Source organism: Hoeflea sp. IMCC20628, assembly GCF_001011155.1.
GTDB lineage: Bacteria > Pseudomonadota > Alphaproteobacteria > Rhizobiales > Rhizobiaceae > Hoeflea.
In genome coordinates, this window is record NZ_CP011479.1 from 2,893,266 (window position 1) to 2,919,846 (window position 26,581).

The 26,581-nt window shown below is 59.1% G+C and carries 28 protein-coding genes and 2 pseudogenes; 17 read left to right on the forward strand and 13 right to left on the reverse strand.

Features of this window, described 5'->3' with window-relative positions; translation table 11 throughout:
• The 9 genes from IMCC20628_RS13770 to coxB all read right to left on the reverse strand — a co-directional run bounded on the left by IMCC20628_RS13770 (nt 1) and on the right by coxB (nt 6,993).
• Complete coding sequence (locus IMCC20628_RS13770) at nt 1-351, reverse strand: DUF1304 domain-containing protein (protein ID WP_197078482.1); 351 nt, start codon at nt 349-351, stop codon at nt 1-3.
• 83 nt (nt 352-434) lie between these two features.
• A complete protein-coding gene (locus IMCC20628_RS13775) occupies nt 435-1,181 on the reverse strand; it encodes an SURF1 family protein (RefSeq protein ID WP_047032579.1) in 747 nt (248 codons plus the stop codon).
• Entirely contained in the window at nt 1,174-1,557 is a 384-nt protein-coding gene (locus IMCC20628_RS13780) for a DUF983 domain-containing protein (protein ID WP_047030691.1), read from the reverse strand. The genes IMCC20628_RS13775 and IMCC20628_RS13780 overlap by 8 nt, the downstream gene beginning before the upstream one ends.
• A gap of 95 nt (nt 1,558-1,652) precedes the next feature.
• Entirely contained in the window at nt 1,653-2,528 is an 876-nt protein-coding gene (locus IMCC20628_RS13785; RefSeq protein ID WP_047030692.1) for a cytochrome c oxidase subunit 3, read from the reverse strand.
• A 61-nt stretch (nt 2,529-2,589) separates the two neighbouring features.
• A complete protein-coding gene (locus IMCC20628_RS13790) occupies nt 2,590-3,198 on the reverse strand; it encodes a cytochrome c oxidase assembly protein (RefSeq protein ID WP_047030693.1) in 609 nt (202 codons plus the stop codon).
• A 10-nt stretch (nt 3,199-3,208) separates the two neighbouring features.
• Nucleotides 3,209-3,358 carry a hypothetical protein gene (locus tag IMCC20628_RS25435; RefSeq protein ID WP_197078300.1) on the reverse strand — a complete coding sequence of 50 codons (150 nt, stop codon included), beginning with the start codon at nt 3,356-3,358 and terminating at the stop codon, nt 3,209-3,211.
• A 2-nt stretch (nt 3,359-3,360) separates the two neighbouring features.
• Nucleotides 3,361-4,308 (reverse strand): heme o synthase, encoded by a 948-nt coding sequence (locus IMCC20628_RS13795; protein WP_047030694.1) that lies wholly within the window; start codon nt 4,306-4,308, stop codon nt 3,361-3,363.
• Nucleotides 4,309-4,445: 137 nt separating this feature from the next.
• Nucleotides 4,446-6,101, reverse strand: a complete 1,656-nt coding sequence (gene ctaD, locus IMCC20628_RS13800) for a cytochrome c oxidase subunit I (protein ID WP_047030695.1) — start codon at nt 6,099-6,101, stop codon at nt 4,446-4,448.
• A 16-nt stretch (nt 6,102-6,117) separates the two neighbouring features.
• Nucleotides 6,118-6,993 (reverse strand): cytochrome c oxidase subunit II, encoded by an 876-nt coding sequence (coxB, locus tag IMCC20628_RS13805; RefSeq protein ID WP_047030696.1) that lies wholly within the window; start codon nt 6,991-6,993, stop codon nt 6,118-6,120.
• Nucleotides 6,994-7,416: 423 nt separating this feature from the next.
• On the opposite strand from coxB, the gene IMCC20628_RS13810 reads away from it, so the two are divergent.
• The 5 genes and pseudogenes from IMCC20628_RS13810 (at nt 7,417) to IMCC20628_RS13830 (ending at nt 11,838) form a co-directional block, all read left to right on the forward strand.
• Nucleotides 7,417-7,893, forward strand: coding sequence for an invasion associated locus B family protein (locus IMCC20628_RS13810; protein WP_245307948.1), 477 nt, complete (start codon nt 7,417-7,419; stop codon nt 7,891-7,893).
• A gap of 195 nt (nt 7,894-8,088) precedes the next feature.
• Entirely contained in the window at nt 8,089-9,504 is a 1,416-nt protein-coding gene (gene tldD / locus IMCC20628_RS13815; RefSeq protein WP_047032580.1) for a metalloprotease TldD, read from the forward strand.
• 126 nt (nt 9,505-9,630) lie between these two features.
• Nucleotides 9,631-10,020, forward strand: a pseudogene (locus IMCC20628_RS13820) (DUF302 domain-containing protein).
• Nucleotides 10,021-10,117: 97 nt separating this feature from the next.
• Nucleotides 10,118-10,573 (forward strand): CopD family protein, encoded by a 456-nt coding sequence (locus IMCC20628_RS13825; protein ID WP_052766431.1) that lies wholly within the window; start codon nt 10,118-10,120, stop codon nt 10,571-10,573.
• A 212-nt stretch (nt 10,574-10,785) separates the two neighbouring features.
• Nucleotides 10,786-11,838 carry a polysaccharide deacetylase family protein gene (locus tag IMCC20628_RS13830; protein WP_047030698.1) on the forward strand — a complete coding sequence of 351 codons (1,053 nt, stop codon included), beginning with the start codon at nt 10,786-10,788 and terminating at the stop codon, nt 11,836-11,838.
• Between the two features lie 40 nt (nt 11,839-11,878).
• On the opposite strand, the gene pdxH is transcribed toward IMCC20628_RS13830, so the two are convergent.
• Nucleotides 11,879-12,493, reverse strand: coding sequence for a pyridoxamine 5'-phosphate oxidase (gene pdxH / locus IMCC20628_RS13835; RefSeq protein ID WP_047030699.1), 615 nt, complete (start codon nt 12,491-12,493; stop codon nt 11,879-11,881).
• 38 nt (nt 12,494-12,531) lie between these two features.
• On the opposite strand from pdxH, the gene IMCC20628_RS13840 reads away from it, so the two are divergent.
• The 5 genes from IMCC20628_RS13840 to IMCC20628_RS13860 all read left to right on the forward strand — a co-directional run bounded on the left by IMCC20628_RS13840 (nt 12,532) and on the right by IMCC20628_RS13860 (nt 16,235).
• The gene (locus IMCC20628_RS13840) at nt 12,532-12,990 is read left to right on the forward strand and encodes an RT0821/Lpp0805 family surface protein (RefSeq protein ID WP_197078302.1); all 459 of its coding nucleotides are present in this window, start codon (nt 12,532-12,534) and stop codon (nt 12,988-12,990) included.
• Nucleotides 12,991-13,095: 105 nt separating this feature from the next.
• Entirely contained in the window at nt 13,096-14,127 is a 1,032-nt protein-coding gene (locus IMCC20628_RS13845; protein WP_047030701.1) for a DnaJ C-terminal domain-containing protein, read from the forward strand.
• Nucleotides 14,128-14,241: 114 nt separating this feature from the next.
• A complete protein-coding gene (gene fabI, locus IMCC20628_RS13850; protein ID WP_047030702.1) occupies nt 14,242-15,054 on the forward strand; it encodes an enoyl-ACP reductase FabI in 813 nt (270 codons plus the stop codon).
• Nucleotides 15,055-15,139: 85 nt separating this feature from the next.
• Nucleotides 15,140-15,733 (forward strand): histidine phosphatase family protein, encoded by a 594-nt coding sequence (locus IMCC20628_RS13855; protein ID WP_047030703.1) that lies wholly within the window; start codon nt 15,140-15,142, stop codon nt 15,731-15,733.
• 31 nt (nt 15,734-15,764) lie between these two features.
• Nucleotides 15,765-16,235 (forward strand): GFA family protein, encoded by a 471-nt coding sequence (locus tag IMCC20628_RS13860; RefSeq protein WP_047030704.1) that lies wholly within the window; start codon nt 15,765-15,767, stop codon nt 16,233-16,235.
• 54 nt (nt 16,236-16,289) lie between these two features.
• Here IMCC20628_RS13860 and IMCC20628_RS13865 read toward each other — a convergent pair whose 3' ends face one another.
• On the reverse strand, nt 16,290-16,550 hold the full coding sequence (locus IMCC20628_RS13865; RefSeq protein WP_047030705.1) for a DUF1344 domain-containing protein: 261 nt from the start codon (nt 16,548-16,550) through the stop codon (nt 16,290-16,292).
• Between the two features lie 238 nt (nt 16,551-16,788).
• Here IMCC20628_RS13865 and aroC point away from each other — a divergent pair, with 238 nt between their 5' ends.
• The gene (gene aroC, locus IMCC20628_RS13870) at nt 16,789-17,883 is read left to right on the forward strand and encodes a chorismate synthase (RefSeq protein WP_047030706.1); all 1,095 of its coding nucleotides are present in this window, start codon (nt 16,789-16,791) and stop codon (nt 17,881-17,883) included.
• A gap of 11 nt (nt 17,884-17,894) precedes the next feature.
• Complete coding sequence (gene ribB, locus IMCC20628_RS13875) at nt 17,895-18,995, forward strand: 3,4-dihydroxy-2-butanone-4-phosphate synthase (RefSeq protein WP_047030707.1); 1,101 nt, start codon at nt 17,895-17,897, stop codon at nt 18,993-18,995.
• Here the strand turns inward: ribB and IMCC20628_RS13880 are convergent.
• Entirely contained in the window at nt 18,992-19,762 is a 771-nt protein-coding gene (locus IMCC20628_RS13880) for a gamma-glutamyl-gamma-aminobutyrate hydrolase family protein (RefSeq protein WP_047030708.1), read from the reverse strand. The genes ribB and IMCC20628_RS13880 overlap by 4 nt on opposite strands.
• A 151-nt stretch (nt 19,763-19,913) precedes the next feature.
• Nucleotides 19,914-21,109: pseudogene (locus IMCC20628_RS13885) on the reverse strand (winged helix-turn-helix domain-containing protein).
• Between the two features lie 164 nt (nt 21,110-21,273).
• Here IMCC20628_RS13885 and IMCC20628_RS24285 point away from each other — a divergent pair.
• From IMCC20628_RS24285 to dxs, 5 genes are all read left to right on the forward strand, one after another.
• On the forward strand, nt 21,274-22,332 hold the full coding sequence (locus IMCC20628_RS24285; protein WP_052766433.1) for a hypothetical protein: 1,059 nt from the start codon (nt 21,274-21,276) through the stop codon (nt 22,330-22,332).
• Between the two features lie 54 nt (nt 22,333-22,386).
• The gene (locus IMCC20628_RS13895) at nt 22,387-23,313 is read left to right on the forward strand and encodes a histone deacetylase family protein (RefSeq protein ID WP_047030709.1); all 927 of its coding nucleotides are present in this window, start codon (nt 22,387-22,389) and stop codon (nt 23,311-23,313) included.
• 3 nt (nt 23,314-23,316) lie between these two features.
• Entirely contained in the window at nt 23,317-23,562 is a 246-nt protein-coding gene (locus IMCC20628_RS13900) for an exodeoxyribonuclease VII small subunit (protein WP_047030710.1), read from the forward strand.
• 23 nt (nt 23,563-23,585) lie between these two features.
• Complete coding sequence (locus tag IMCC20628_RS13905; protein WP_047030711.1) at nt 23,586-24,512, forward strand: pirin family protein; 927 nt, start codon at nt 23,586-23,588, stop codon at nt 24,510-24,512.
• Between the two features lie 128 nt (nt 24,513-24,640).
• Nucleotides 24,641-26,572 carry a 1-deoxy-D-xylulose-5-phosphate synthase gene (dxs, locus tag IMCC20628_RS13910; RefSeq protein ID WP_047030712.1) on the forward strand — a complete coding sequence of 644 codons (1,932 nt, stop codon included), beginning with the start codon at nt 24,641-24,643 and terminating at the stop codon, nt 26,570-26,572.
• The last annotated feature ends 9 nt before the right edge of the window (nt 26,573-26,581 follow it).

Here is a 26,581-nt window from a genome sequence, read left to right on the forward strand (position 1 = left end):
TCAGCCAGCCAACAGGACTGCAATCAAGGCAATTGCCGCCGGAAGCGCTTGAATGACAAAGATCTTGCGCGACGCGGTTGCCCCGCCATAAAGGCCGGCGACCAGAACGCAGACAAGGAAGAACAGCTTGAGCTGAAACGCGAAGGCAGCATCGGGGTGAAGCAGCGACCAGATCAACCCGGCGGCGAGGAAACCGTTGTAAAGCCCCTGATTGGCGGCCATCACCTTGGTCAGGGCAGCTTGTTCCGGCTTCATGCCAAAGGCTTTCATGCCGCGCGGCGTGGTCCACAAAAACATCTCAAGCACGAGAATATAGATGTGCTCGATTGCGATCAGCGCCACCAGAACCATAGCCAGAATTGCCACCAGAATTCCCCTGTTTTCCAAATCGAACACCGGGTTACCATGCCCGCGCCGGTCGACGCCAGCCGCGATCAGGATTTTCGTTTGATCCAGGCAAAAATGCTGACGACCAGCAGGGCAAGCGCCAGTCCGTACCAGGTCACTGCATATTGCAGATGACTGTTGGGCAGATCGATGACCGTCACCCCACCCAGAGGCAGCCCACCTGGCACCGGCGTTGCGTCGGCATCAAGAAAGAACGGCAGCACCAAGTCTACCGGCAGACCGACCGACGTCGCCATCCGGTCCAGATCCTTCCAGTAGAAGATGTTGCCCGTTTCATCGTTGTCCGGAACAATCGAAGATGGCCGTTCGGACAATCGCTCCCGGGCAAGACCGGTGATCTGCTGATTGCCTTCGACCAGGCTTTGCGGGCGGCTGGATTTCTCTTTCAAATCATAGGGAACAAAGCCGCGATTGACGAACAGGAACCGGCCATCTTCAAGTTCGAGAGGCGTATAGAGGTAAAACCCCGACTGGCCTTTGAAGGTCGCGAAGAAATGCCGCTCCTTGTCATGCAGAAACCGGCCTGACGCGCGTGCCGTGCGGTAATCGATCGCCTCACCTGCCGCCAATGCTGATTCGATGCCGATCACACCGAGAGGTTCGGCATGGCTGCGCTGTTCGATTGCGGCCAGCAACTGCTCCTTCCAATGGAGCCGTTTGACCTGCCAGGTACCAAGCGAAACCAGGACAGCCAGGGCGATTGGCAACAGCACCAGCCCAACCCAGAACCGGGTGGCATGGCGCGGTGGTTTGCTCGAAGCCGACTCAGTCACGGTCAATCTGGCCCTCTCCCGCCTTGTGACGGTACTGGACCCCGATCATCAGTCCCTTGAGCGCCCGCAATAGCGTCAGGGACAGGACCGTTGCCAAAGGGATCCACAGGATCAGATGCACCCACAACGCCGGGCTGTAATTGACCTCGAGCCACAGCGCCAGACCAACGACAAAGAAGCCGATAATGAGCATGACAAAGACAGCAGGACCTTCTCCTGCGTCGGCGAAGCTGTAATCGAGCCCGCAGACCTCACATTCGGGTTTGACACTGAGAAGGCCATCGAACAATGCGCCCTCTCCGCATCGCGGGCAACGTCCACGCAGGCCAACAGACAGCATGTCGACGGGAGGATAATGTGCTTGGTCTTCGCTCATCTGTTTTGCCTTTAATCGAGATATGCACACCGTGCAAAAGCACAGGGCGGCAGGTTTCCCCGCCGCCCCATACAGTAGCTTGATTCAGGTCGGACCTAGCCGTGGTAGATCGGCGCACCCCAGGATGCCCAGACATAGATCGTGAAAAACAGGAACAGCCAGACCACGTCAACGAAGTGCCAGTACCAGGCCGCAGCTTCGAAGCCGAAATGCTGCTTGGGAGTGAAATCACCCTTCATGGCGCGGATCAGACAGACGATCAGGAAGATGGTGCCGACCAGAACGTGGAAACCGTGGAAACCGGTGGCCATGAAGAAGGTCGCGCCATAGATCGATTCCTTGAACGCAAACGGTGCATGCACATACTCATAGGCCTGCACGGCGGAAAACAGCACGCCGAGCACAACTGTGAGCGCCAGACCATTGACCAGACCTTTGCGGTCACCGTGCAGAAGCGCGTGGTGGGCCCAGGTTACCGTGGTGCCGGACAACAGCAGGATGATGGTGTTGTAAAGCGGCAGGTGCATCGGATCGAGCACTTCGATGCCGGCAGGCGGCCACTGACCGCCGGTAAAGGCAACGCGGGCGACCTGATGGGCCTCATCGGCAAACAGGCTGGCGTCGAAGAAGGCCCAGAACCAGGCAACAAAGAACATCACTTCCGAGGCGATGAACATGATCATGCCGTAGCGAAGGTGCAGCCCAACGACCTTGGTGTGGTGGCCCTCATGCGCTTCCTTGATGGTATCCGACCACCAACCGAACATGGTGTAGAGCACGATGGTCAGGCCAACCAGGAACATCACCGGGTTGGTGATGGGCATTCCCAGCAGCGATTCCGCCCCCTTCATGCCCTGCATCCAGCCGATGCCGCCGAGCGCCATGACGAACGCGCCGATAGATCCGGTCAGCGGCCATGGGCTTGGATCGATGATATGATAGTCGTGATGTTTTTGATGTGCGTCGGCCATGTCAGTTTCCCCGATGGTCATCATTCCCGCCCCGGACCACCCGTCCGGCGCATTGTTGCTCTTACAAGGTATCCTTGTCTTGCACCGGTCCGGCCACCGCCGCAACGGGTTTTTCCGGTGCGTGTGGGAAGAAAGTGTAAGACAGTGTGATTGTGGTGACATCCTTGGCGTCTACATCGTCGACAATTGCCGGATCGACAAAAAAGACAACCGGCATGTTCATGACTTCACCGGGCGCCAATGCGTTCTCGGTGAAACAGAAACACTGGATCTTGTTGAAAAAGGCACCTGCCGACATCGGCGTGACGTTGAAGGTTGCCTGACCGTAAGTGGTCTGATCTGATTTGTTTTCCGCCGTATAGGCAATCTGAATGGTTTCGCCGATCTTGATTTCGACTTCGCGCTCAACCGGCTTGAAAGCCCAAGGCAGGCCTGCAGCAACATTGCCATCAAACCGCACCTTGATCTTGCGATCGAGGATGGTGTCGGACATCTGCTCGACGCGTTGCGTCGTTCCGCCGTAACCGGTCACCTGACAAAACAGTTGATAGAGCGGAACCGCAGCGTAGCTGACGCCGACCATGGATACCACGAACGCAGAGCACGCAATGACGATTCGCATGTTGGCGCTGGTCTTTGGCTTCTCGGGTTCGATCTGCTGCGGAGTCATTGCCAGATCCTCACATCGGCCGATTGAAGATGCCGGGGCCGACCTTGATGATCGTCACCACGTAAAACATCACTACTAGGCAAGCCAGAACCACGCCAAGCGCCACAGAGCGCGAGCGACGTGCCTTCTTCTGCTTTTCGGTAAGTTCGACTTCGTCCATGATCAAATACCCACGCCGATGAATTTGGTGACAAGCGCATCGATCAATAGCGCGGAAAAGATGGCGAAGAGATAGAGTAGCGAATAGGCAAACAGCTTCTTCGCCGGAACCATTTTCGCGTCGCCGTCAGCCATGCGCCAGACCTGTACCGAATACCAGATGAAGGCTGCGCCCAGCACTGCTGCGATCACGCCATAGGCGATTCCTGCAAATCCCATGAGGGTCGGAACAACGCCGCTGATTGCGGTCAGAACCGCATAGAGCACTATCTGGTGCTTGGTGGCGCGTTCGCCGGCGACATTGGGCAGCATCGGAATACCGGCGCGTCCATAGTCATCTGACTTGAACAGCGCCAGCGCCCAGAAATGCGCAGGCGTCCAGAGGAAGATGATCGCAAACAGCGCGATGCTTTCAAGCGAAATCGAATTGGTCACACAGGCCCAGCCGATGATCGGCGGAAAGGCGCCGGCGGCACCGCCGATGACAATGTTGTGCGGCGTCGAGCGCTTGAGCCACATTGTGTAGACAACAGCATAGAAAAAGATGGTGAAGGCAAGCAAGGCGGCCGACAGCAGATTGACCATCAAGCCAAGGGTCACCACCGAAAACACAGAAAGGAACAGGCCGAAGGCAAGCGTAGTGTCGGCAGATATGCGTCCGGCGGGAACCGGCCGCTTGGCCGTGCGTGCCATCAGGATATCGATGTCGGCGTCGTACCACATGTTGAGCGCGCCCGAAGCGCCTGCGCCAACTGCAATCGACAGAATAGCGATGAAACCGATCACCGGGTGGATTTCACCCGGTGCCATGAGCAGGCCGACCAGAGCGGTGAAGACAACCAGCGACATCACCCGCGGCTTCAGCAGCGCGAAGAAATCACCGGCATCACCTTCCAGGATATCAACGGAAGCTGGTGCTGTCAGAGCCTCATGTTCGTTGGTCATTGCCATCGGCAATCTGCCTTTCTTTCATCTCCCGTCTTTCCGGGCTCCCACTGTCGGGACCCGGATATCGTGTACCGGGGCTTTATGCGCCAGGCCGCCGGATGGTCCCGGCGGCCTGGAAATTGTAGCTGATTGCGCGGATTTTACTTGATGCGCGGCAGCTTTTCCCACTGGTGATATGGCGGAGGCGAAGACAACTGCCATTCCAGCGTTGTTGCGCCCTCACCCCATGGATTGTCGCCAGCGATGCGCTTCTTGGCGAAGGCTTCCCAGACGCCATAGAGGAAGAACAGCACGCCGACGCCGGAGATATAGGATCCGTAGGAAGACACGGCGTTCCAGCCTGCGAAGGCATCCGGATAGTCGATGTAGCGCCGCGGCATGCCGGCCAGGCCGAGGAAATGCTGCGGGAAGAACACCAGGTTGACGCCGATGAAGGTGACCCAGAAGTGGATGCGGGCAATCGTCGGGTTGTACATGTATCCGGTCATCTTCGGGAACCAGTAGTACCAGCCGGCGAAGATGGCGAACACGGCGCCGAGCGACAGCACGTAGTGGAAGTGGGCAACCACGTAGTAGGTGTCATGCATGGCCCGGTCGAGACCGGCATTGGCCAGCTGAACACCGGTCACACCGCCAACGGTGAACAGGAAGATGAAGCCGATCGCCCAGAGCATCGGGGTGCGGAACGAGATCGACCCGCCCCACATCGTTGCAATCCAGGAGAAGATCTTCACGCCTGTCGGCACCGCGATCACCATGGTGGCGAAGACGAAGTAGCGTTGGGTGTTGAGCGATAGCCCCACGGTGTACATGTGGTGAGCCCACACGATGAAGCCGACCGCGCCAATCGCAACCATGGCGTAGGCCATTCCGAGATAACCGAATACCGGCTTGCGCGAGAACGTGGAGATGATGTGGCTGACAATACCAAAGCCCGGCAGGATCAGAATGTAGACCTCCGGGTGACCGAAGAACCAGAACAGGTGCTGGAACAGGATCGGATCGCCGCCGCCTTCAGGCGAGAAGAAGGCAGTGTCGAAATTGCGGTCGGTCAGCAGCATGGTTATGCCGCCAGCCAGAACCGGCAGGGACAACAGCAGCAGGAACGCAGTGATCAGCACCGACCAGGCAAACAACGGCATCTTGTGCAGGGTCATGCCCGGCGCACGCATGTTGAAAATGGTGGTGATGAAGTTGATCGCACCCAAGATCGACGAGGCGCCGGCAATGTGCAGCGACAGGATTGCAAAATCCATGGCCGGACCAGGCTGGCCTGTGGTTGAGAGCGGTGGATAGATGGTCCAGCCGCCGCCGGTTCCGAACCCGCCTGCAGGACCTTCCACGAACATTGACATCAGCAGCAGCAGGAATGCCGGAGGCAGAAGCCAGAACGAGATGTTGTTCATGCGCGGGAACGCCATGTCGGGCGCGCCGATCATGATCGGGACCATCCAGTTGGCAAAACCGCCGATCAGGGCCGGCATGACCATGAAGAAGATCATGATGAGGCCGTGTGCGGTGGTGAACACATTGTACATGTGCTTGCCGCCATCGATGGCTGCATCGCCTTCGTAGCCATAGACCATCGAGGCCAGGCCGTGGAAGATCTGAATGCCTGGCTGCTGAAGCTCCATCCGCATGGCAATCGACAGGGCGCCACCGATGATACCCGCGATAATCGCGAAGATCAGGTAGAGCGTGCCGATGTCCTTGTGGTTGGTTGAATACATCCAGCGACGCACAAAGCCCTTGGGCTTGTGGTCATGATCGTCGTGAGCGACAGTTGAACCGGCCATTGGTCTCAGTCCCCTCTTAGTTCTTGTCGTTGGCAGCAACATCGACCGACTTGGCGTCGGCATCGATGGCGGCAATCAAGTTGCGGTTGGCAGCCTCGACATCGTCGGCGGCGGCTGCAAGCCATTCGTCGAACTTGTCCTGGGCAACCACACGGATCGCGATCGGCATGAAGGCGTGATCCTTGCCGCAAAGCTCGGAGCACTGGCCGTAATAAAGGCCTTCCGCGTCAGCGTTGAACCAGGTCTCGTTGAGACGACCGGGAACCGCGTCAATCTTGATGCCGAAAGCAGGCATCGCGAAGGAGTGCAGAACGTCAGCGGCAGTCACCAGCACACGGACAGTCTTGCCAACAGGGACAACGAATTCGTTGTCGACGGTAAGCAAGCGCGGATAGACCGCCCGGTCTTCCTTGCCCGCATCAGCGCGGTCTTCGTCCTGCAGCAGAAGCGAATCAAAGGAGAGCACGTCATCGTTCTGGTACTCATAGCCCCAGTACCACTGATATCCGGTGGCCTTGACCGTGTAGTCAGCCTCTGGCGGCGAGTACTGCGCAGTCAGGAGGTTAAAGGACGGAATGGCCAGCGCGAGCAAGATCACCACCGGGCCAAGCGTCCAGATCACCTCGATGAGCGAGTTGTGGCTGGTCTTGGAGGGAGTAGGGTTGGCGCTGGCGCGAAATTTCACCATCACGTAAACCAGAAGTGCCAACACCAAGAGCGTGATCGGCACGATGAACCAAAGTGTGTAGGTCTCAAAACCGCGTATCTGCGTCATGATTCCTGTTGCGGCGGGCTGGAAGCCCATTTGCCAATCAACTGGCTGTGCGGCAAAAGCCGGGCCTGCGCCCAGCGAAACCAGCGCGGCAAGCCCTGCAGAAAGCTTGTTGGTCACGTTCAGTCTCCCTCGAGTGTCGTACCGTCTGCGTGACCAGACGGAATCCCTCAATATGATCGGCGCTTCAAACCACAGAATGACACCGCTAGCAACAGGCGTCACGTGTTGATCATGCGGCATTTTTGCGCGGTTATGCCGGAGTTGCCGATTTGAAGGCCGTTTCGCGTGGGGAATGGCCAGTTGCCAGCCCGATAAGGTAGTGGTGCGAATGAGAAAACCGGCAGGCTTTGTCATGAACTTGGTGCTGTATTGCATTCAGGCCGCATTTTTGCCGCACAAAACAGAAGAGAGTGAAGGTGAAGGGTTTCATTTTTGCCCCGCCCATTTACAAAAAGCCTGATGATTCGGCCTTCCCCTGGAGTTCAAATGGCATTTGCACAGAAATCCAACACTGCCAGCGCAGCCTTTTTGGCCAGCCTGATGCTGGTTGCCCCCTTGGCGCTTGCAACACATGCAACCGCCCAGCAGGCGGGCAAGGTCAAATCCTCGCACGGTTCCTGGTCTATCGTCTGTGACACTCCGGCGGGTGCACCCGGCGAACAGTGTGCGCTGATGCAGAATGTCATCGCGGATGACCGGCCAGAGGTCGGGCTTTCGGTGGTGGTCCTGAAAACCGCTGACCAGCAGGCGCGCATCCTGCGGGTTCTGGCCCCGCTTGGCGTGCTGTTACCATCCGGACTAGGACTCAATGTCGACGGCAAGGATATCGGCAGGGCTTACTTCGTCCGCTGCTTCTCCGACGGCTGCTATGCCGAGGTGATTCTCGATGAAACCTTGCTGACCACCCTTCGCGGCGGAACCACCGCAACTTTCATTGTGTTCCAGACGCCTGAAGAGGGGATTGGCATCCCGGTCGATCTGTCTGGCTTCACCGAAGGCTACGCCGCGCTGCCATAAAGAGCTGGGTCATTTGCGACTCACCCGGCTGCGGGATTGTTTGCCCCTCCCAATACCGGCGATCGTCCGGACCGTCCTATATGGATGGATGGTGTTCCCGACACTGATTTTGCCCGTCAACTTGTCCGCCGTGTTTCAATCGCTGGATGATCGCCTATATACAAGACCATGATCGCATCAGAAATGGACACCACCATGCAGGACCCACTCGCCAGTCAATTCGACGTTTCCGAAGCCAAAGTTGAGCGGATCGTTGCCGATGCGCTCAAGGGCGCCGACGATGGCGAGCTTTTTCTCGAATATGAGGAAACCGAATCGCTTGTCTTCGACAATGGCAAGCTGAAGTCCGGGGCCTATTCGACCGACAAGGGTTTCGGTCTACGCTCGGTGCTTGGCGAAACATCCGGCTATGCCCATGCAGGTGAATTCTCGGAAGCGGCGTTGAATCGGGCGGCTGACGCGGTCTCGGCTGTGACGCGCGGTTCGACCGGGACCTATTCAGAAGCGCCGCAGCGCACAAACAAGCTGCTCTATACGGCCGAAAATCCGCTGGCCACGCCGGGTTTTGAGGACAAGGTCAAGCTGCTGCAGAGCATTGATCATTATCTTCGCAACAAGGACGAGCGTGTCCGCCAGGTTTCTGTGTCGGTTGGCGCCAATTGGCAGGTTGTCGAGATCCTGCGTGCTGACGGACATCGGGTTCGCGATGTACGGCCCCTGACCCGGCTCAACATTTCCGTGGTGGCCGGCGTTGGCGACCGGCAGGAAACCGGCTCCTATGGCATGGGCGGGCGCAAGCTGTTCGGCGATTTCCTCACCGAGGAAAGCTGGCACCATGGCGCTGACGAGGCATTGCGGCAGGCGCTGGTCAATCTTGACGCCATCCCTGCCCCGGCAGGCACGATGGATGTGGTGCTTGGCGCCGGCTGGCCCGGTGTGATGCTGCACGAAGCCGTCGGCCATGGGCTGGAAGGCGACTTCAACCGCAAGAAAACCTCCGCCTTTTCCGGCCTTCTGGGCGAACGGGTGGCATCGAAAGGCGTCACCGTGGTTGACGACGGCACCCTTGAAGGACGTCGCGGCTCATTGTCAGTCGACGATGAAGGCACGCCCTCGGGCTACAATGTGCTGATCGAGAACGGCATTCTGGTAGGCTACATGCAGGACCGGCAGAATGCCCGCCTGATGGGCATGAAAGCCACAGGCAACGGCCGCCGCCAGTCCTATGCGCATCAGCCGATGCCGCGGATGACCAACACCTACATGCTCTCGAGCGACAAGAGCCCCGAAGAGATGATTTCGTCGGTGAAGAAAGGCCTCTACGCCGTGTCATTCGGCGGCGGCCAGGTGGATATCACCTCCGGCAAATTCGTTTTCGGCTGCACCGAAGCCTACATGATCGAGGACGGCAAGATCTGCGCCCCTGTGACCGGCGCCATGCTGATCGGCAATGGACCGGAAGCCATGCAGCGGATCTCGATGGTCGGCAACGACTCAGCACTCGATACCGGCATCGGCATGTGTGGCAAGGCCGGCCAAAGCGTTCCGGTCGGCGTCGGCCAGCCGCATCTGCTGATGAACGCCATGACGGTCGGCGGCACCCAAGCCTGATCTTGCGGGAGAACCGGGACGGCAGTCGTTGCAGTTCCTGCACGCTGCTTTGTCGCAGCGCCTTGCGTTCGCCACCTTCCGATCTCACATAGTGTACAGCATATACGAGACACAGGAGACCGGACCATGAGCTACACGATTGACCGCACCTTCAAGGGTGAAAGTTTTGAAACCGTCGTCGAGCGGACCCGCGCCGCACTGGCCGGCAAGGGTTTTGGCGTGCTGACCTAAATCGACGTCAAGGCGACGATGAAGAAGAAAATCGACGCCGACATGGACAATTATCTCATTCTCGGCGCCTGCAATCCGGGCATGGCCCATGAAGCCATCAAGATCGAGCCGCGCGTCGGCGCCATGCTGCCGTGCAATGTCATTGTCCGGTCGCTGCCCGCTGGAGACGTCATGGTCAGCGCCATTGACCCGGTGGCTTCGATGCAGGCCATTCCCAACGACACGCTCCACTCCGTCGCCGGCACGGTACGCGACATGCTGAAACAGGCTGTCGAAGCGATCTGACCTTGGACCCCGCGTTGCTTTGATGTGCAACGCGGGCCAAGCCGCTTGACCTGTGTGCACAGACAGGGCTGATAGACCCAATTGGGAGTCCTAAACGATGTTGATGATATTGTTAGCTGCACACGTCCTGTCAGCAGTGTTCTGGGTCGGCGGCATGGCGTTCGCCTATATGGTGCTCAGGCCCGCAGTCGGCGCGCTCGACGCACCGCAACGGCTTGGGCTGTGGCGGCGGGTTTTCGCGACATTTCTGCCCTGGGCCGGCGTCGCCGCCCTGATCCTCATCGCCAGCGGCTACATGATGATGTTCGCGATCTACAAAACCGCGTCTAACGCGCCGGGATACATCCATATGATGGAAGGGCTCGGCCTGGTGATGCTGGTGATCTATCTCTATCTGGTCATGCGGCCCTGGCAGCGTTTCAAGAAGGCCGTTGACAGTGGTGCAACGGCTGACGCTGCTGCAGGCCTCGCCACAATCCGCAAGATCGTGGCGGTCAACCTTGCCATCGGCGTGCTTGTCATCATCGTCGCCACCGCCGGTCGTTTCTGGTAGGCGGTTTTTCGGGTTCTGCGATGCTGATTGCATTATGAGGCAACGCTTCGGTCTGGCGTATCAGTCCGGAATGTGACTGCACCCGATACGCCGGCATGTTGGCGGCAAAGGCCTCCCGTGCGGAAATCGATAATTTGATTCAACATCGGTTAAGCTGGAACTGGTAATACGTTCCGATTACTGGCGCTCTGTGAGCGCATCGGATCGGAATCATGTACGGACCCAGCACAATCGCCGCACGAAGAATATTCAAGCGCGCCATCATACAAGGTGGGCTGGAAGCGGTGTCGCTGATGTCGAAGGCTGGGATCATGCCTGGGGCACGCGGAATGGGGGCGATCTTTACCCTGCACCATGTCCGCCCCGCGACCACCAAGGAGTTCGATCCGACCGCGCACCTGACCATCACGCCGGAGTTTCTTGATGCAAGCATCACGAAACTCAAGGCGGATGGCCACATCCCGGTGGCGCTCGAAGACCTGCCGGAATTTCTTGCAAATCCCAACCAGGCCGGACCGGCCATGGTGTTCACCCTCGATGACGGGTACCGGGACAATGACATGCATGCCCGCCCGGTGTTTGAAAAGCACGGCGTTCCCTACACCGTCTTCATCTCCGGCGGCTTTGTCGACCGCACCCATTCAATCTGGTGGGAAACCGCCGAGCAACTGATCAACCAGGTCGATGAATTCACATTCGATTATGGTCGCGGCGATGTGTCTCTCCCGACCCGGACCCTGGTTGAAAAATACGCCGCCTTCGATCGCTTGCACAAGACCTTCACATGTGCCGAGCAGGAATCGATTGCCTCTGAACTCGACGCCAAGGCCCGCGCGGCGGGGATCTGCCCGACCGGCATCGTGGACCGGGAAGTCATGGATGAAAACGAATTGCGCCAGTTGGCGACCAGGCCTCTAGCCCGTCTCGGCGCCCATACCATTGGCCATTTGAACCTGGCTCATTTGACATCCGAGCAGATGCGCTCGGAAATCATCCGTTCGTCCGAGCGTGTCGCCGAGATCACCGGCGAGATGCCGCGAACGCTGGCTTATCCCTATGGCGACAGATGCGCTGCCGGTCCGCGGGAATATCAAGCCGCCGAAGAGTTGGGTTTCAAGCTGGCCGTGACCACCAATCCGGGCGTTCTGCATCGCAAGGATCTGCGCAGACAGTTTGCGCTGCACCGTATTTCGCTGAACGGCTATTATCAAAAGCGCCGATATGTCGGCGCTTTGGCGTCGGGCATTCCCTTCGCGCTGATCTAGATCGTCTCACGCCCGGTAGAATGCCGGCTCCAAAAGACAATCAGGGATAAAGACGGGTCTTTTCCCAATCATCCGCTTTGCGCGTAAACACCATGCGGTCATGCAGCCGGAACGGCCGATCGTGCCAGAACTCGATCTGTTGCGGAACAATGCGAAAGCCGGACCAATGCTTGGGACGCGGAATTTCGCCGATCGGAAACCTGGCGGTGTATTCGGCGACAGCCTTTTCGAGCGCAAACCGGCTCTCGAGCGGACGCGATTGCTTTGACGCCCAGGCACCAATGCGGCTTCCACGAGCGCGGGACGCATAATATTCATCAGCTTCCGCATCGCTGACCTGCTCGACCGGTCCACGAATCCGCACCTGGCGTCGCAGGGTTTTCCAGTGAAAGCACATGGCCGCTTTCATCGAGCCGAGGATTTCCACGCCCTTGGCGCTTTCGAAATTGGTGTAGAAAACAAAACCGCGCTCATCAAACCCCTTGAGCAGGACCATCCGGACATCAGGCAACCCATCGGCGTCAACTGTCGCGAGGGCCAATGCGTTAGGATCGTTGGGTTCTGATGCCGTGGCATCCTCGAGCCATTGCGCAAAAAGCCGGTAAGGCTCAGCCGCTTCGGTAAAGTCACCAGTCGTTAACCCTGTTTCGGTCATACTCTTCCCTCATGCCTCCGGGCTGGAGCAACGATACAATGGCTATGGACCTAACAGAAGCAGACAGGGGCGAAAAGGGCCGGACAGCTCGCCGCGTGCTTTTGGCGCTGGCGCTGCCGATCTGCCTTGCCCTGCCGGGCTGTATGAGCAGCGGTTCCTCCGCAGTTTCAGCACTTTCAGTCGACAAGATCACGACTGCCGCGATCACCCCATTGTCCGCCGACAGTGAAATCATGTCCGACGAGACAGTGATTCGCGACCTTGTCGGAGACCTGAATGAAGGTCAGATGAGGGATCCGCTGCCCTGGTCCAATGCCTTGACCGGATCGGCTGGAGTCATCAGCAGTTTTTCGACGTTGACCGACGGAACCAAATCCTGCCGTGTGTTCGAAACCACACGGCACGGTTTTGATGGCGTTGCCTTGTTCAACGGACGTGCCTGCATGCGTCCGGATGGCGGGTGGGATTTGGTCGAATTTGACCGTGCAGGCAGCTGAATCAAAACAAAATTAGCGCACTTGCCTCACCCTGAGTTTTGTACACGGATGGTTAGCAAATCCCCGTTAGGCTTGCCGCAGTAAAGCCCATACGGGAATTGTAACATGCGTAATCCGTACACGGTGCTCGGCGTCGACAAGGCCGCCAAGCCTGAGGCCATCAAGAGTGCCTACCGGCAACTCGCCAAGACATGGCATCCGGATCAGAACCGGGACAATCCGCAGGCAGGTCCCCGGTTTGCGGAGATAGCGCACTCCTACAAGCTGCTGACCGACCCGGACCTGCGCAGAAAATTCGACAGCGGCGATATTGACGCGCGCGGACGGCGCAAGGCCAAGCCCGCCCGTGGCTTTGCCGCCAATCCATTCACAGCCTTCAAGCAGGCGATGGCTGCGGCAGCCGCAGCCGCAGCGGATACGGATAGCGAAGCCTCCGGGCCTCCGGATATTGCCAATTTCGAGGACATGGTCAGCCATATATTCGGCGAGGCTGCGGCGAAGCAGGCCCAAGAAAGTTCTGCGCAAACCACACAACAAGCAGGCCCGCGAACCAAGACAGATGCTCCGGGGATGGATCAGGACCCGCTGGATGCGCTCGACGAACTTTTCGCCAAATGGAAAACCCGGCACAGCTCCGCACCCGAATTGCCGGTGCGGCGCCAATATCTGGATATCAGTCTTGAAGCCGCGCTCGCCGGGTACAAGGGCGAAATAGACTTCGGAAACGGGCGCGCCGTCGGCTTCGAAGCGCCTCCCGGTACAACCGACGGAACCGAAATACGTATCCCCTCGCCTGATCCGCTGACCCAGGGCGACGCCATCGTCACGGTGCGCCACCGGGCTCACCCGCGGTTTCGGTCCTCGGGGCCGGACCTTCACGGCGATCACGCCATCGACCTTGCGCAAGCCGTCCTCGGCGGATCCTTTGTTTACCAGGGCCTTGATGGCCCGTTGCGGATTGAAATTCCGGAATGGTCCGGATCCGACACGGTGCTTCGGATTGCAAAAAAGGGGCTTCCCACCGACAATGGCAAGCGCGGTGCGTTGCATGTCCATTTGCGCGTGATGCTGCCAGAAAAACCGGACCAGCGACTCATCGATCTGATGCGATCGAGCAGGAAGGCCTGGTACGTATGATATCGTTACCATGCTGGGGCCTTTTGCTTGGCGCCCGGAACCATAACCAGCCGCGACTTGCAGCCAGTGGCCCTGTGTGCCATAGCCTGCGCGACAATTTTGAGGGAGAATGCAATGGCTGATACTTCCGGTCTGATGAAGGGCAAACGTGGCTTGATCATGGGCGTCGCCAACAACCGCTCGATCGCCTGGGGCATTGCCAAGGCTTGCGCCGACGCAGGTGCCGAACTTGCGCTGACCTATCAGGGCGACGCGCTGAAGAAGCGTGTCGAGCCGTTGGCAACAGAGCTCGGCGCCATTGTTGCCGGTCATTGCGACGTCACGGATCTCGACACCATCGATGCGGTGTTCGCCGAAGTCGAAAGCAAGTTTGGCAAGATCGACTTCGTCGTCCATGCCATCGCGTTTTCCGACAAGGACGAGCTCACCGGCCGCTATGTCGAGACCAGCCGCGAAAATTTCAACCGCACCATGGACATCTCGGTCTATTCGCTGACTGCCATTGCCAAGCGCGCCGAACCGCTGATGAACGACGGTGGTTCGATCCTGACGCTGACCTATTACGGCGCCGAGAAGGTGATGCCGCATTACAATGTCATGGGGGTGGCCAAGGCAGCCCTTGAAGCCAGCGTGCGCTATCTGGCTGTTGACCTCGGCGGCAAGGGTATTCGCGTCAATGCAATCTCGGCCGGCCCGATCAAGACGCTCGCTGCCTCCGGCATTGGCGATTTCCGCTATATCCTGAAGTGGAACGAGTACAATTCGCCGCTCAAGCGCACCGTGACCATCGAACAGGTGGGCGGCTCGGCGCTGTATCTGCTTTCAGACCTGTCGCAGGGTGTCACCGGCGAAATCCATCACGTTGATTCGGGTTACCATACGGTCGGCATGAAGGCCGTTGATGCGCCTGACATCAGCGTCGTCTGAGTTTTCCAGAGCCGCCTTGTCGCGGCCTGGACTCTCTTGAAGCAACAATTGCGAAACTAGCTGCACGCGGCTCGGAGATCTGACCATGCCTGACCTCGACATGTTCGTGATCCGCCACGGCGAGACCAGCTACAACCGGGAGAGCCGGCTGCAAGGCGCGCGCGACATCGGTTTGAACGCGCTCGGACTTGAGCAGGCAGCCTTCAACGGCAAATCCTTGGCAGCCGTCCCGGACTTTGACGCCAGCCGTTACGACTGGGTTTCAAGCCCCTTGTCGCGGGCTCGCAACACAATGGAACTTGTCCGCGAGAATGCCGGACTTGATCCGAAAGCCTACCGCATCGAACCGCTGCTGATCGAGGTCAGCTTTGGCGACTGGGAAGGTCAGACGCCGGACGAAATCGAAGCCGCCAAGCCGGGCACGATGGCCGAGCGTGAAGACAACAAATGGACCTACCTGCCGCCGGGCGAGCGCGCTGAAAGCTACGAGATGATGGCACAGCGCGTCGATAGGTTTCTGGCGACAGTCAGCGGCCCGATGGTTTGCGTCGCCCATGGCGGCATCATCCGGGCACTGTTCAACCGGATTGGCGGCATGCCCGGCAATGAGGCCTCGATGATGGATGTGCCGCAAGACCGGATCCTCAAAATCAGCGGTGGCATGATCGGCTGGATCTGACAGCCTGCGCGGTGCGCGACTCGGAGGCAATATGGGTGCTGAATTGACCGGCGGATGTGGATGCGGCGCATTGCGCTACCGGCTTAAATCCGGACCGATGATCGTGCATTGCTGCCATTGCAAGGATTGCCAGCGACAGACCGGCAGCGCCTTCGTCATCAATGCCGTCATTGAACGGGACAATATCGAGATCAGGCAGGGCGCCACTGTCGTCTACTCGATGCCGACCGAAAGCTGCGGACCGCATGATCTGTATCGCTGCGAGGATTGCGGCAGCACGGTCTGGTCCGATTATGGACGCCGCGAGACCATGGTGTTTCTTCGCGCAGGAACCCTGGACGAACCGGACCGCCTGCCGCCGGATGTTCACATATTCACCCGATCGAAACTGCCTTGGGTGGAAATTCCAGCCGAAATTCCGGCTTTTGACATCTTCTATTCCAGCGTTGAAGAGTTCTGGCCCGCGGGGGCAATGATGCGACGCAGGGCGCTGGGGTTTTAAATACCGTCAGATGGACTCAATCCAAAGACCGCCAGAGATTATGCCGAATCCCGGTTATTGAACCAATTCGAGGTCGTTGATCATCCGCTTGCCATCGACGACCGTGTAGAAAATGACCACTTCGACGTCCTTTTCGAGCCCGTCGAAATCGAACTCGGCCGGTGTCTGATAGACCTTGCCGTCGTCGAGCTTGATGGTCTGCTCCGTGGTGGAAACCTCATCAATGAGGCCAGTGATATCGGCGCTCTGCGCCATGGCGGCAAACGGGGCGAGCATGGCGGCAACAGCCAATAAAGCGGAAATGGCAAAACGCATCAGACAATCCTTGATCACATGAGTCCCGGTGCCCTCTTGAAGGGGCAGATTGTGGCGAAATTTACGGTGGCATGTGAACTCTAAATAATTGCGATGTCAACGAAACCGATCGGAGTAGACACCCAAATCACAAAAAGGCTTCCCCCAAGAGGCAAATTTCATTTAGAAGTCACGGCGAAACGTCCAGAATGGGCAAGCCCAACAAATTCAACGCCCACAAAATCAACGGTTGACCCGCATGTCGCACAATACCTTCGGCCATATGTTTCGCGTGACTACCTGGGGCGAGAGTCACGGCCCGTCGCTCGGCTGCGTCGTGGATGGCTGCCCTCCGGGAATCAGGTTCACCGAAGCCGAACTGCAGCACTGGATGGACAAGCGGAAGCCGGGGCAATCGCGCTTTGTCACCCAGCGCCGCGAAGACGATCTGGTCAAGGTGCTGTCCGGCGTAATGCCGCAGGAGGATGGCAGCCTGATCACCACCGGGACACCGGTCTCGATGCTGATTGAAAACACCGACCAGCGCTCGAAGGATTACTCCGAGATCGCCAAGCGCTACCGGCCCGGCCATGCAGATTACACCTATGACACCAAATATGGCGTGCGCGACTATCGCGGCGGTGGCCGTTCGTCAGCGCGGGAAACTGCGGCCCGAGTTGCCGCAGGCGGTCTGGCGCGGCTGGTTGTGCCGGGCGTTACCGTCCGTGCTGCTCTGGTGCAGATCGGCACACACAAGGTCAATCGTGACAACTGGAATTGGGACGAAGTCGGCAACAATCCGTTCTTCTGCCCCGATCCTGCCATGGTGCCGGTCTGGGAAGAGTATCTCGATGCCATTCGCAAGGCAGGATCCTCCATCGGCGCGGTTATCGAAGTGGTGGCGGACAATGTTCCCGCCGGACTTGGCGCTCCGATCTATGCAAAACTGGATCAGGACATCGCGTCCAACCTGATGTCGATCAATGCGGTCAAGGGTGTCGAGATCGGCAACGGCTTTGACGCCGCCTGCATCAGCGGCGAGGAAAATGCCGACGAAATGCGCATAGGTGACAATGGCGAGCCGGTGTTCCTGTCCAACAATGCCGGCGGCGTTCTCGGCGGCATTTCCACCGGCCAGCCAGTTGTCGCCCGCTTCGCCGTCAAGCCAACCTCCTCGATCCTCAATGACCGGCGTTCGATTGACTCCGATGGCAATGAGGTGGATGTGAGAACCAAGGGCCGGCACGATCCCTGCGTCGGCATTCGCGCCGTACCTATCGGCGAAGCCATGGTCGCCTGCACGCTGGCCGACCACTATTTGAGAGACCGCGGCCAGACCGGCCGCCTCGATTGAGAGACCGCCTTATGACCTATGATCAAGCCCGCGTTGTTGACGCCATTCGAGCCTTTGAGGCCGGTGAAATCGTTGTCGTCACCGATGATGGCGGGCGCGAGAATGAAGGTGACCTGATCGTTGCTGCTGTTCATTGTACGCCGGAAAAGATGGCGTTCATCGTGCGTCACACCTCCGGCATCGTCTGCACGCCGATGCCGCGCGAGGAAGCCAGGCGGCTCAATCTCAACGCCATGGTGGCCGAAAACGATTCGGCTCACACCACTGCCTTCACAGTTTCAGTCGATTACAAGCATGGCACCACCACCGGTATTTCGGCGAACGACCGGACACTGACAGCACGCAATCTGGCCAACCCTAATGCCGGCGCCAGCGACTTCACCCGTCCCGGCCACATTTTTCCGCTGATCGCACGCGAAGGCGGCGTGTTGATGCGCTCCGGTCATACCGAGGCTGCGGTTGATCTGTGCAAACTCGCAGACCTGCCGCCGATCGCGGTGATCTGTGAATTGGTCAATGATGACGGCACTGTCACACGCGGCGAACAGGTCGATGATTTTTCGGTCAAGCACGGTCTCAGGCAGGTCTCTGTCGCCGACCTGATTGCCTATCGCCAGCGCAAGGAAACCCTTGTCGAGTATATCGACAGTTTTGACGTGGAAACCGTTGCCGGCAAGGCAAAAGCCTATACCTACAAGCTGCCTTGGGACCCGATGCATCACCTTGCCGTGGTGTTCGGCGACATTCGCGATGGGGTCAACATACCGGTCAGACTGCATCAGGAATCTGTGGTCGACGATGTGTTTTCAAAACAGGAACCGATGACGGCGATCGTCAACCGCATGGCTGCCGAAGGCCGTGGCGTGGTGGTTTACCTGCGTGAAGGCTCGGTCGGCGTCGGACCGCAGGCGGCCCGGCGCACCGCCGTGATCGAAGGCGAAGGCCATGCCGAAGCGCAGGCGCGCGAAGACGAGTGGCTGGAAATCGGATTGGGCGCGCAGATCCTCAAGGATCTCGGGATCACCTCGATCAAGCTCTACGCATCGCGCGAGCGGCACTATGTCGGGCTGGAAGGTTTCGGCATCCAGATTTCATCGACCGAAATCATCTAGCGGTTCTGCTTGTAGGCCCGCACCGCATCGCCAAAGGCCTCAAACAGGGGCCGGTTGACGGGGTTGTCCTGCGGATCATATTCGGCATGCCATTGCACTCCGAGCGCGAAGCCTTTGGCATCCTTGAAGCGGATGGCTTCAATGGTGCCGTCTTCGGCCACACCTTCGGCGACGATTTTCGATCCGACGTCGAGCACGCCCTGGCCGTGCAGCGAATTGACCCGGATCGTCTCACGACCCAGGATCTGTGCAAAGATGCCGTCTGGTGTCAGCCGAACTTCATGACGATCGGCAAAAACGACGGTCGGATCGGGATGAATTTCTCCGGTCTCAAGCCGCGGCATGCGATGGTTGATCCGACCCGGCAATTCGCGAATTTCCGGGTGCAGCGACCCGCCTCCGGCGACGTTCATTTCCTGAAAGCCACGGCAGATGCCGAATACCGGAACGCCCCCTGCGACGCAGGCCTCGATCAATGGCAGTGCAACGGTATCACGGCCCTCATCATAGGGTTCGTGCCTGGGATCGGGTTCAGTTCCGAAACGGCTAGGATGGACATTCGCCCTCGCCCCGGTCAGCAGAATTCCATCCACCACAGCCAGCAAGTCCGCTATGTCGGTCAGGCGCGGGTTGCCGGCGAATATCAGCGGCAACGCGCCGGTAACGTCTACCACCGCCTGCAGGTTGCTTACTCCGGCCATCTGCACGGTGAACCTGTTTTCCACACTGTAGGCATTGCCGATGATACCGATGACAGGCCTGACCATAATTGCGACTCGCTTTCAAATCCGGGCAACGCAATCCTGGCCCGTCCGTGCCATGAATTTCATACCTGGAGAAAATCAACAACTCCGGGTTCAACAAATTTCTGCAAATTTCTATCCGGGCGTCCTCATGCCGGAAGCGCGCCAGGCGATTTCACCCAGCGTCGTTCCAGCCCGGAGCATAGACGATCTCGCCAACGCCGGCGAACCGGGCGATGCGGGCAAGCTCGGCTTCGAGCCTAGCCATGCGTCCGGACGAGGCACGGATCTTTGCTCAAGCCACAGCCGTGTGACATTGAGCACGCCGGCCTTGCGGTCGGCCTTGATGTCGATGCGGCCGATCAATTGATCACCTTCGAGCAGTGGAAAGACGTAGTAACCATATTCGCGCTTTGGTTCGGGCACGAAGACCTCGATGCGATAGCGAAATCCGAACAGCCGCTCCATCCGGTTGCGGTCCCTGATCAGCGGATCGAACGGGCTGAGAACCCGGACCCGAGCCGGCGGCTCCGGCCAGTCGTCCGGCTCCGTTGAAAAACCCTGAAAGGCAACGCAGGCGCGCGGCTTGCCCTTGTCGAAGGGCTCGATCTCGACGTCGACAAGTCCTGCCCGGTTGTCCTCGACCCACTGCTTGGCTTCTTGCGGGGTGACCAGATCCCAGAAGGCTGCAATCTCGCCATGGGTTGCAAAGCCCAGACGCTCGAGCGCACCCTTGCAAGCCCAGTCGACGAATTCGTCATGCGACACCTCCGCCTCGCGGTGATGGTCCGGGATAACCCGTTCGCTGAGATCATAGATTTTCTGGAAATTCTGGCGGGCGCTGATCGCCAGTTTCCCGGTCTGCCAGAGAAACTCCAGCGCGGTCTTGGAGGGATGCCACTGCCACCAGCCACCGGATTTGTGGTCCGCCTGCTTGACCTCGCGAGCCAGACACGCCCCACCCTCGGCAAACCGCGCATAGGTCTCGTCAAACACCTTGTCGAAGCCTTCACCACGCCACTTTGCCCAGCGCTTGCGCAAGCCTGCTTCCTTGCGGGCGAAGCGGTGCTTCCAATAGGGGTAGAACGCACAGGGCACGATCGCTGCATCGTGGGTCCAGTGCTCGAACAGCGCCCTGTCCTCCTCCAGCAATTGCCGCAGATGCTCGCGCTTGAATGTCTGGTTGCGGGAAAACAGGATCTGGTTGTGGGCGCGTTCGACGGTGGAAATGCTGTCGACCTGAACAAACCCAAGTTCGTGAATGAGCTCCAGCAGACCCGCTTTGGACATGGCTCGTGACGGCGATGCCGAAAGTCCTTGCCTGGCCAGGAAAATCCGCCGCGCTGTCGTGTTTGAAACCTGAATCACCATGGCCGGAGCCTACACATGTTTTCACCTGTTCCAACACCAAGTCCGAGTTATGTGGACAAGCCCGCTGCCGACTTGCTGCGGTTTCCATGGCTCCAGAGCTTTCTGCCAGACAGGATCAGGCTTCGGCGCTGGCTTCAAGCGCGATCCAACTGTAGATTGGTCGCATGGCGGCTCGTTTTTCTCCAATCCGGTTCTTCTGGAACATCTCGCGGCATTCGGCCACCCGAAACGGCCTCAATGGCGTAGGGCATCCGACGCAGCTGCTTACGGTGCTCCCGGTTCTCGCGCTGCTGGCCACCGTTTGGGCCAATGCTGCTCATGGCCAGACTGTTTACACCATCATCACCCCTGCGCCGGTTGATCGGATCATTGCAACGAACAAAGGTGCTTTCATTCAGTCGGGCGGAAAAGCTTTCGCGGTAGTGACCTGTGATGCTGACGCCCGGATCTGTCTGAAACCTTCTAATCTCGCTCCCAGTCAGTATCCGGCACCTGTCGGCGCGCTTCCCGATGGCCGCGTGGCGATCTCCGATTCAGGCGATATAAGGCAAGCCTGGTTTGCCCGGCCAACAACACGCTACACACATGGCGTGCTTGGCGACGCCATTGAAGCCGAATCGCTGGTCGTTGTCACTGCTTCGGGAACAACCCTTGAGGCCGTCCTGCCAGATGATCAGGTGTTCGAGGACATCACGCCGCGGATCGCGGACCTGGATGGCGACGGGACCAATGAAGTCATCGCCATCCGGTCGTCTACAAGCGCTGGCGCGGGGGTTGCTATATATGGCCTTATTGAAAATCAGCTGGCACAGCGCGGCGCCGGATCGGAGAACGGTCGTCCCAATCGCTGGCTCAACATCGCCGGCCTCATACCGCGCGCGGATGGTGGACTGACACTTTACGGCGTCCGCACACCCCATATCGGCGGGCGCCTGTTTTCCTTGGATTTCCGGGACGGGCAATTTATCGAAAACAACGACATCGCCACCGATGTCTCCAACCACATCATCGGTTCACGGGAGCTGGGCATGTCAGCTACCGGTCAGTTCGGTCATCAGATCGAGCTTGTGCTGCCGTCTCAAAACCGCAGACGTCTGAGGTTTCCGCTGACCGGTCGCGCCGACATCGCCTTGCCTGCCTCGATCGACAAGGCGATCGTTTTGGTCGATGGCCGAGTGGTCACAGCCACGACTGAGGGAACACTGATTGTCGTGTCCCCTTGAATTCCAATGTCCGAAGCACTGGTATCGGCGCATTTTCATCGCTAGATAGGTCTTATGACCACTTTCTATTATTCCAATCCCATCTGCCTCGAACACCTTACACCCCCCGGCCACCCGGAGCGGCCAGACAGGTTGAGGGCGCTTGAGGCTGTATTCGAACACGAGCACTTCAACACGCTGGTGCGGCATCTGGCGCCGGAAGCCGCCGCCGAAGCGGTGTTGCTCGCCCATCCCGAAATCTATCTGGAGCGTGTCCGCGCCGCCATTCCGGAGAACGGCTTTGCCAAGATTGACGCCGACACAGTGGCCAGCCCGCGCTCGATGGAAGCCGCGCTGATATCGGTTGGGGGTGCGATGGCGGCGGTCGATGCGGTTTTCAAAAAGGAAGCTGATAACGCTTTCGTTGCGACCCGGCCTCCGGGGCATCACGCTGAGAAAAACAATTCGATGGGCTTTTGCCTGTTCAATCAGGCGGCGATTGCGGCACGGCATGCGCAGCGCGTCTATGGCGCTGAGCGGGTGGCGATTGTCGACTGGGACGTGCACCACGGCAACGGCACGCAGGACATCTTCTATGACGATGACAGCGTCATCTATTGCTCGACCCACCAGATGCCGCTCTATCCAGGAACCGGTGCTTTGCGGGAAACCGGCAAAGGCAATATCTTCAATGCGCCGCTTTCAGCCAATGACGGCAGCGATCATTTCCGCGAGGCATTCCGCACTCGCATCCTGCCTGCGCTTGAAGAGGCGCATGCCGACCTGATCATCATCTCGGCCGGATTTGATGCGCATCACCGCGATCCGCTGGCCGAAATCAATCTGGTCGCCGACGATTTTGACTGGGCCACGGGCAAGGTGATGGAAATCGCCGGACGCCATGCCGGCAACCGGGTCGTCAGCCTGCTTGAAGGCGGTTATGATCTGGTGGGCTTGGCCGAATCGGCTGCGGCCCACGTGATACGGTTGCAAGAGGGTTGATTGATGAGCGAAGCCAACGACATGTCTGCCATGAGTTTCGAACAGGCCGTGGCCGAACTGGAGCGCATTGTCGAGCAACTTGAGCGCGGCGACGTGCCGCTGGACAAATCCATTGAAATCTACGAGCGTGGCGAGGCTCTGAAGGCGCATTGCGAAAAGCTGCTTTCGGCGGCCGAGAAGCGTATCGAGAAAATCCGCCTTGATCGCCAGGGCCAGCCGACCGGAACGGAGCCTCTCGACGCTGAATAACCCCTAAATCACAGGAGGCAGGCATGAGCTATTTTGGCGGAGAGGACGACCCGCAGCCCGGAGACGCCTTTGCCTGTGATGCGATCGAGCATCTGATCATCCCGTCGTCACATGATATTGGCGGCTTCAGCGTGCGGCGGGCCCTGCCCTCCGCCAGGCGGCGCATGGTCGGGCCATTCATCTTCTTTGACCGGATGGGGCCTGCCATTCTCAGGGGCGGCCAGGCCATGGATGTACGGCCTCATCCGCATATCGGGCTTTCGACAGTCACCTATCTGTTTGATGGCGCGATCCGGCATCGCGACAGCCTTGGCACCGAAATGGTGATCAAACCCGGCGACGTTAACCTGATGACGGCAGGCCGCGGCATCGTCCATTCAGAGCGCTCTCCTGAGGAAATGCGCGGCGGCGAGATGGCGATATCGGGCTTGCAGACCTGGCTCGCCTTGCCCGACCACATGGAAGAGATTGATCCGTCATTCTCCCACATCGCCACCACGGAACTACCGGAAATCACCGACCATGGCATCCGTGCCCGCGTGGTTATGGGCGGCTTCGGCGGACTGGTCTCTCCGGTGCCGCAATACACCGGCACGCTTTATGTCGATCTGGCGCTTGCGCCATCAGCCTCGGCGCCATTCGATGCACATTGGGAAGAGCGCGCGGTCTATCTTCTGGAAGGCGAAATCGAGATCGCCGGCGACCGGTTCGGGCCTGACCAGTTGCTGATTTTCCGCCCCGGCGACGCAATCACCATCAACGCTGGACCAACCGGCGCGCGGATGATGCTGTTTGGCGGCGACAGCATTCCCAGCAAGCGACATATCTGGTGGAACTTCGTTTCCTCTTCCAAGGAGCGGATCGAACAGGCCAAGGCGGAATGGCGCTCCGGACGCTTCGACATTGTGCCGGGAGACCAAGACGAATTCATCCCGCTGCCGGAGAAATGACCTGATCGCACCGCGCACTTGCCACGCAGCATTGTGCGGCAAGTGCGCCCAGACCCTGTTTCCGGCCTCAATCCGGGTTTACACCTTCCTGCATCCGGGCTACGCCGGAGGCAATTGTGAGGCATAATTTGACCAATTCGCCAGTAACACCGCTCCTAGACACCGTTCGGTTTCCATCCGACCTTAAGAGCATTGACGACAAGCTTTTGCCGCAGCTTGCCGCCGAGTTGCGCTCCGAGATGATCGATGCGGTGTCGCGCACCGGCGGGCATCTGGGCGCAGGCCTGGGCGTGGTCGAGTTGACGATTGCCATCCACAAGGTGTTCGACACGCCGCATGACCGGCTGATTTTCGATGTCGGCCACCAGTGTTATCCGCACAAGATCCTGACCGGCCGCCGAGACCGGATTCGCACGCTGCGCCAGGAGGACGGGCTTTCCGGCTTCACCAAACGCACTGAGAGCGAGTATGACGACTTTGGCGCCGGCCATTCCTCCACCTCGATTTCCGCAGGCCTTGGCATGGCAGTCGCCAGCCAGTTGCAGGGCATCCCGCGCAATGTGATTTCAGTGATCGGCGACGGCGCGATGTCGGCCGGCATGGCCTATGAAGCGCTCAACAATGCCGGCGCACTTGATGCACGACTGATCGTCATTCTCAATGACAACGACATGTCGATCGCGCGGCCGACCGGGGCGATGAGCGCTTATCTGGCGCGGATGGCGTCCGGGCGGACTTATATGGGGTTTCGCGAAGCCGGCAAGAAACTGACCGCCTATCTCGGCAAGAACATCGACCGGGCGATCACCCGCGCCGTCGAGCATGCGCGTGGCTATGTCACCGGCGGCACCATGTTCGAGGAACTCGGATTTTACCATATCGGCCCGATTGACGGCCACAATCTCGAGCATCTACTGCCGGTGCTGCGCAATGTGCGCGACAATGGCGACGGCCCGGTGCTGATTCATGTGGTCACCCAAAAGGGCAAGGGCTACGCCCCTGCCGAGGCGGCATCGGACAAGTATCACGGTGTCTCCAAATTCGACGTGGTGACGGGAACCCAGGCCAAGGCCAAGCCGAATGCGCCAAGCTACACCACGGTGTTTGGAGAGGCGCTGGCGCAGGAAGCCAGTCTTGACGACAAGATCGTCGCCATCACCGCAGCGATGCCCGGCGGCACAGGCGTCGACAAGTTTGCCAAGGTGCATCCCACCCGCACTTTCGATGTCGGGATTGCCGAGCAGCATGCGGTGACCTTTGCCGCAGGCATGGCAACCGAAGGCATGAAGCCTTTCTGTGCGATCTACTCGACCTTCCTGCAGCGCGGCTACGACCAGGTGGTCCACGATGTGGCGATCCAGAAACTGCCAGTGCGCTTCCCGATCGACAGGGCCGGATTCGTCGGCGCGGACGGCGCCACCCACGCGGGTTCCTTCGACACCGCCTATCTTGCCTGCCTGCCCGGATTTGTGGTGATGGCAGCAGCCGACGAGGCCGAACTCAAGCACATGGTGCGCACCGCAGCGGCCTATGACGAAGGCCCGATCTCGTTCCGCTATCCGCGCGGCGAAGGCGTCGGCGTCGACATGCCCGAACGCGGCCAGATTCTCGAAATCGGCAAGGGCCGGATTGTGCGCGAGGGCACCAAGGTGGCGATTTTGTCGTTCGGCACGCGGCTGGCGGAATGCCTGGTGGCAGCCGAGGATCTTGATGCGGCGGGGCTTTCGACAACCGTGGCCGATGCGCGCTTTGCCAAGCCGCTCGATCATGATCTGATCCGGCAGCTGGCGCACCACCATGAGGTCCTGATCACCATCGAGGAAGGCTCGGTCGGCGGTTTCGGCAGCCATGTGCTGCAGTTCCTGGCGAGCGAAGGCCTGCTCGATGGCAGCTTGCGGGTGCGCTCCATGGTGATGCCGGACATCTTCATGGACCATGCCTCGCCTGACGCGATGTATGCGCGCGCCGGACTTGATCGTCAGGGTATCGTCGACACCGTGTTTGGCGCGCTGAGTTCAAAGAGCCGCGATGCCGCTCAGGTTACCCTCTTGAAACCATAAGTGTTTGCC

What these genes read in the sequence shown, in the direction of transcription:
- IMCC20628_RS13770 (WP_197078482.1), bottom strand. Translation starts at nt 351, where the DNA reads ATGGTTCTGGTGGCGCTGATCGCAATCGAGCACATCTATATTCTCGTG.
- IMCC20628_RS13780 (WP_047030691.1), bottom strand. Translation starts at nt 1,557, where the DNA reads ATGAGCGAAGACCAAGCACATTATCCTCCCGTCGACATGCTGTCTGTT.
- IMCC20628_RS13785 (WP_047030692.1), bottom strand. Translation starts at nt 2,528, where the DNA reads ATGGCCGACGCACATCAAAAACATCACGACTATCATATCATCGATCCA.
- IMCC20628_RS13790 (WP_047030693.1), bottom strand. Translation starts at nt 3,198, where the DNA reads ATGACTCCGCAGCAGATCGAACCCGAGAAGCCAAAGACCAGCGCCAAC.
- IMCC20628_RS25435 (WP_197078300.1), bottom strand. Translation starts at nt 3,358, where the DNA reads ATGGACGAAGTCGAACTTACCGAAAAGCAGAAGAAGGCACGTCGCTCG.
- IMCC20628_RS13795 (WP_047030694.1), bottom strand. Translation starts at nt 4,308, where the DNA reads ATGGCAATGACCAACGAACATGAGGCTCTGACAGCACCAGCTTCCGTT.
- ctaD (WP_047030695.1), bottom strand. Translation starts at nt 6,101, where the DNA reads ATGGCCGGTTCAACTGTCGCTCACGACGATCATGACCACAAGCCCAAG.
- IMCC20628_RS13810 (WP_245307948.1), top strand. Translation starts at nt 7,417, where the DNA reads ATGCTGGTTGCCCCCTTGGCGCTTGCAACACATGCAACCGCCCAGCAG.
- tldD (WP_047032580.1), top strand. Translation starts at nt 8,089, where the DNA reads ATGCAGGACCCACTCGCCAGTCAATTCGACGTTTCCGAAGCCAAAGTT.
- IMCC20628_RS13825 (WP_052766431.1), top strand. Translation starts at nt 10,118, where the DNA reads ATGTTGATGATATTGTTAGCTGCACACGTCCTGTCAGCAGTGTTCTGG.
- IMCC20628_RS13830 (WP_047030698.1), top strand. Translation starts at nt 10,786, where the DNA reads ATGTACGGACCCAGCACAATCGCCGCACGAAGAATATTCAAGCGCGCC.
- pdxH (WP_047030699.1), bottom strand. Translation starts at nt 12,493, where the DNA reads ATGACCGAAACAGGGTTAACGACTGGTGACTTTACCGAAGCGGCTGAG.
- IMCC20628_RS13840 (WP_197078302.1), top strand. Translation starts at nt 12,532, where the DNA reads ATGGCTATGGACCTAACAGAAGCAGACAGGGGCGAAAAGGGCCGGACA.
- IMCC20628_RS13845 (WP_047030701.1), top strand. Translation starts at nt 13,096, where the DNA reads ATGCGTAATCCGTACACGGTGCTCGGCGTCGACAAGGCCGCCAAGCCT.
- fabI (WP_047030702.1), top strand. Translation starts at nt 14,242, where the DNA reads ATGGCTGATACTTCCGGTCTGATGAAGGGCAAACGTGGCTTGATCATG.
- IMCC20628_RS13855 (WP_047030703.1), top strand. Translation starts at nt 15,140, where the DNA reads ATGCCTGACCTCGACATGTTCGTGATCCGCCACGGCGAGACCAGCTAC.
- IMCC20628_RS13860 (WP_047030704.1), top strand. Translation starts at nt 15,765, where the DNA reads ATGGGTGCTGAATTGACCGGCGGATGTGGATGCGGCGCATTGCGCTAC.
- IMCC20628_RS13865 (WP_047030705.1), bottom strand. Translation starts at nt 16,550, where the DNA reads ATGCGTTTTGCCATTTCCGCTTTATTGGCTGTTGCCGCCATGCTCGCC.
- aroC (WP_047030706.1), top strand. Translation starts at nt 16,789, where the DNA reads ATGTCGCACAATACCTTCGGCCATATGTTTCGCGTGACTACCTGGGGC.
- ribB (WP_047030707.1), top strand. Translation starts at nt 17,895, where the DNA reads ATGACCTATGATCAAGCCCGCGTTGTTGACGCCATTCGAGCCTTTGAG.
- IMCC20628_RS13880 (WP_047030708.1), bottom strand. Translation starts at nt 19,762, where the DNA reads ATGGTCAGGCCTGTCATCGGTATCATCGGCAATGCCTACAGTGTGGAA.
- IMCC20628_RS24285 (WP_052766433.1), top strand. Translation starts at nt 21,274, where the DNA reads ATGGCGGCTCGTTTTTCTCCAATCCGGTTCTTCTGGAACATCTCGCGG.
- IMCC20628_RS13895 (WP_047030709.1), top strand. Translation starts at nt 22,387, where the DNA reads ATGACCACTTTCTATTATTCCAATCCCATCTGCCTCGAACACCTTACA.
- IMCC20628_RS13900 (WP_047030710.1), top strand. Translation starts at nt 23,317, where the DNA reads ATGAGCGAAGCCAACGACATGTCTGCCATGAGTTTCGAACAGGCCGTG.
- IMCC20628_RS13905 (WP_047030711.1), top strand. Translation starts at nt 23,586, where the DNA reads ATGAGCTATTTTGGCGGAGAGGACGACCCGCAGCCCGGAGACGCCTTT.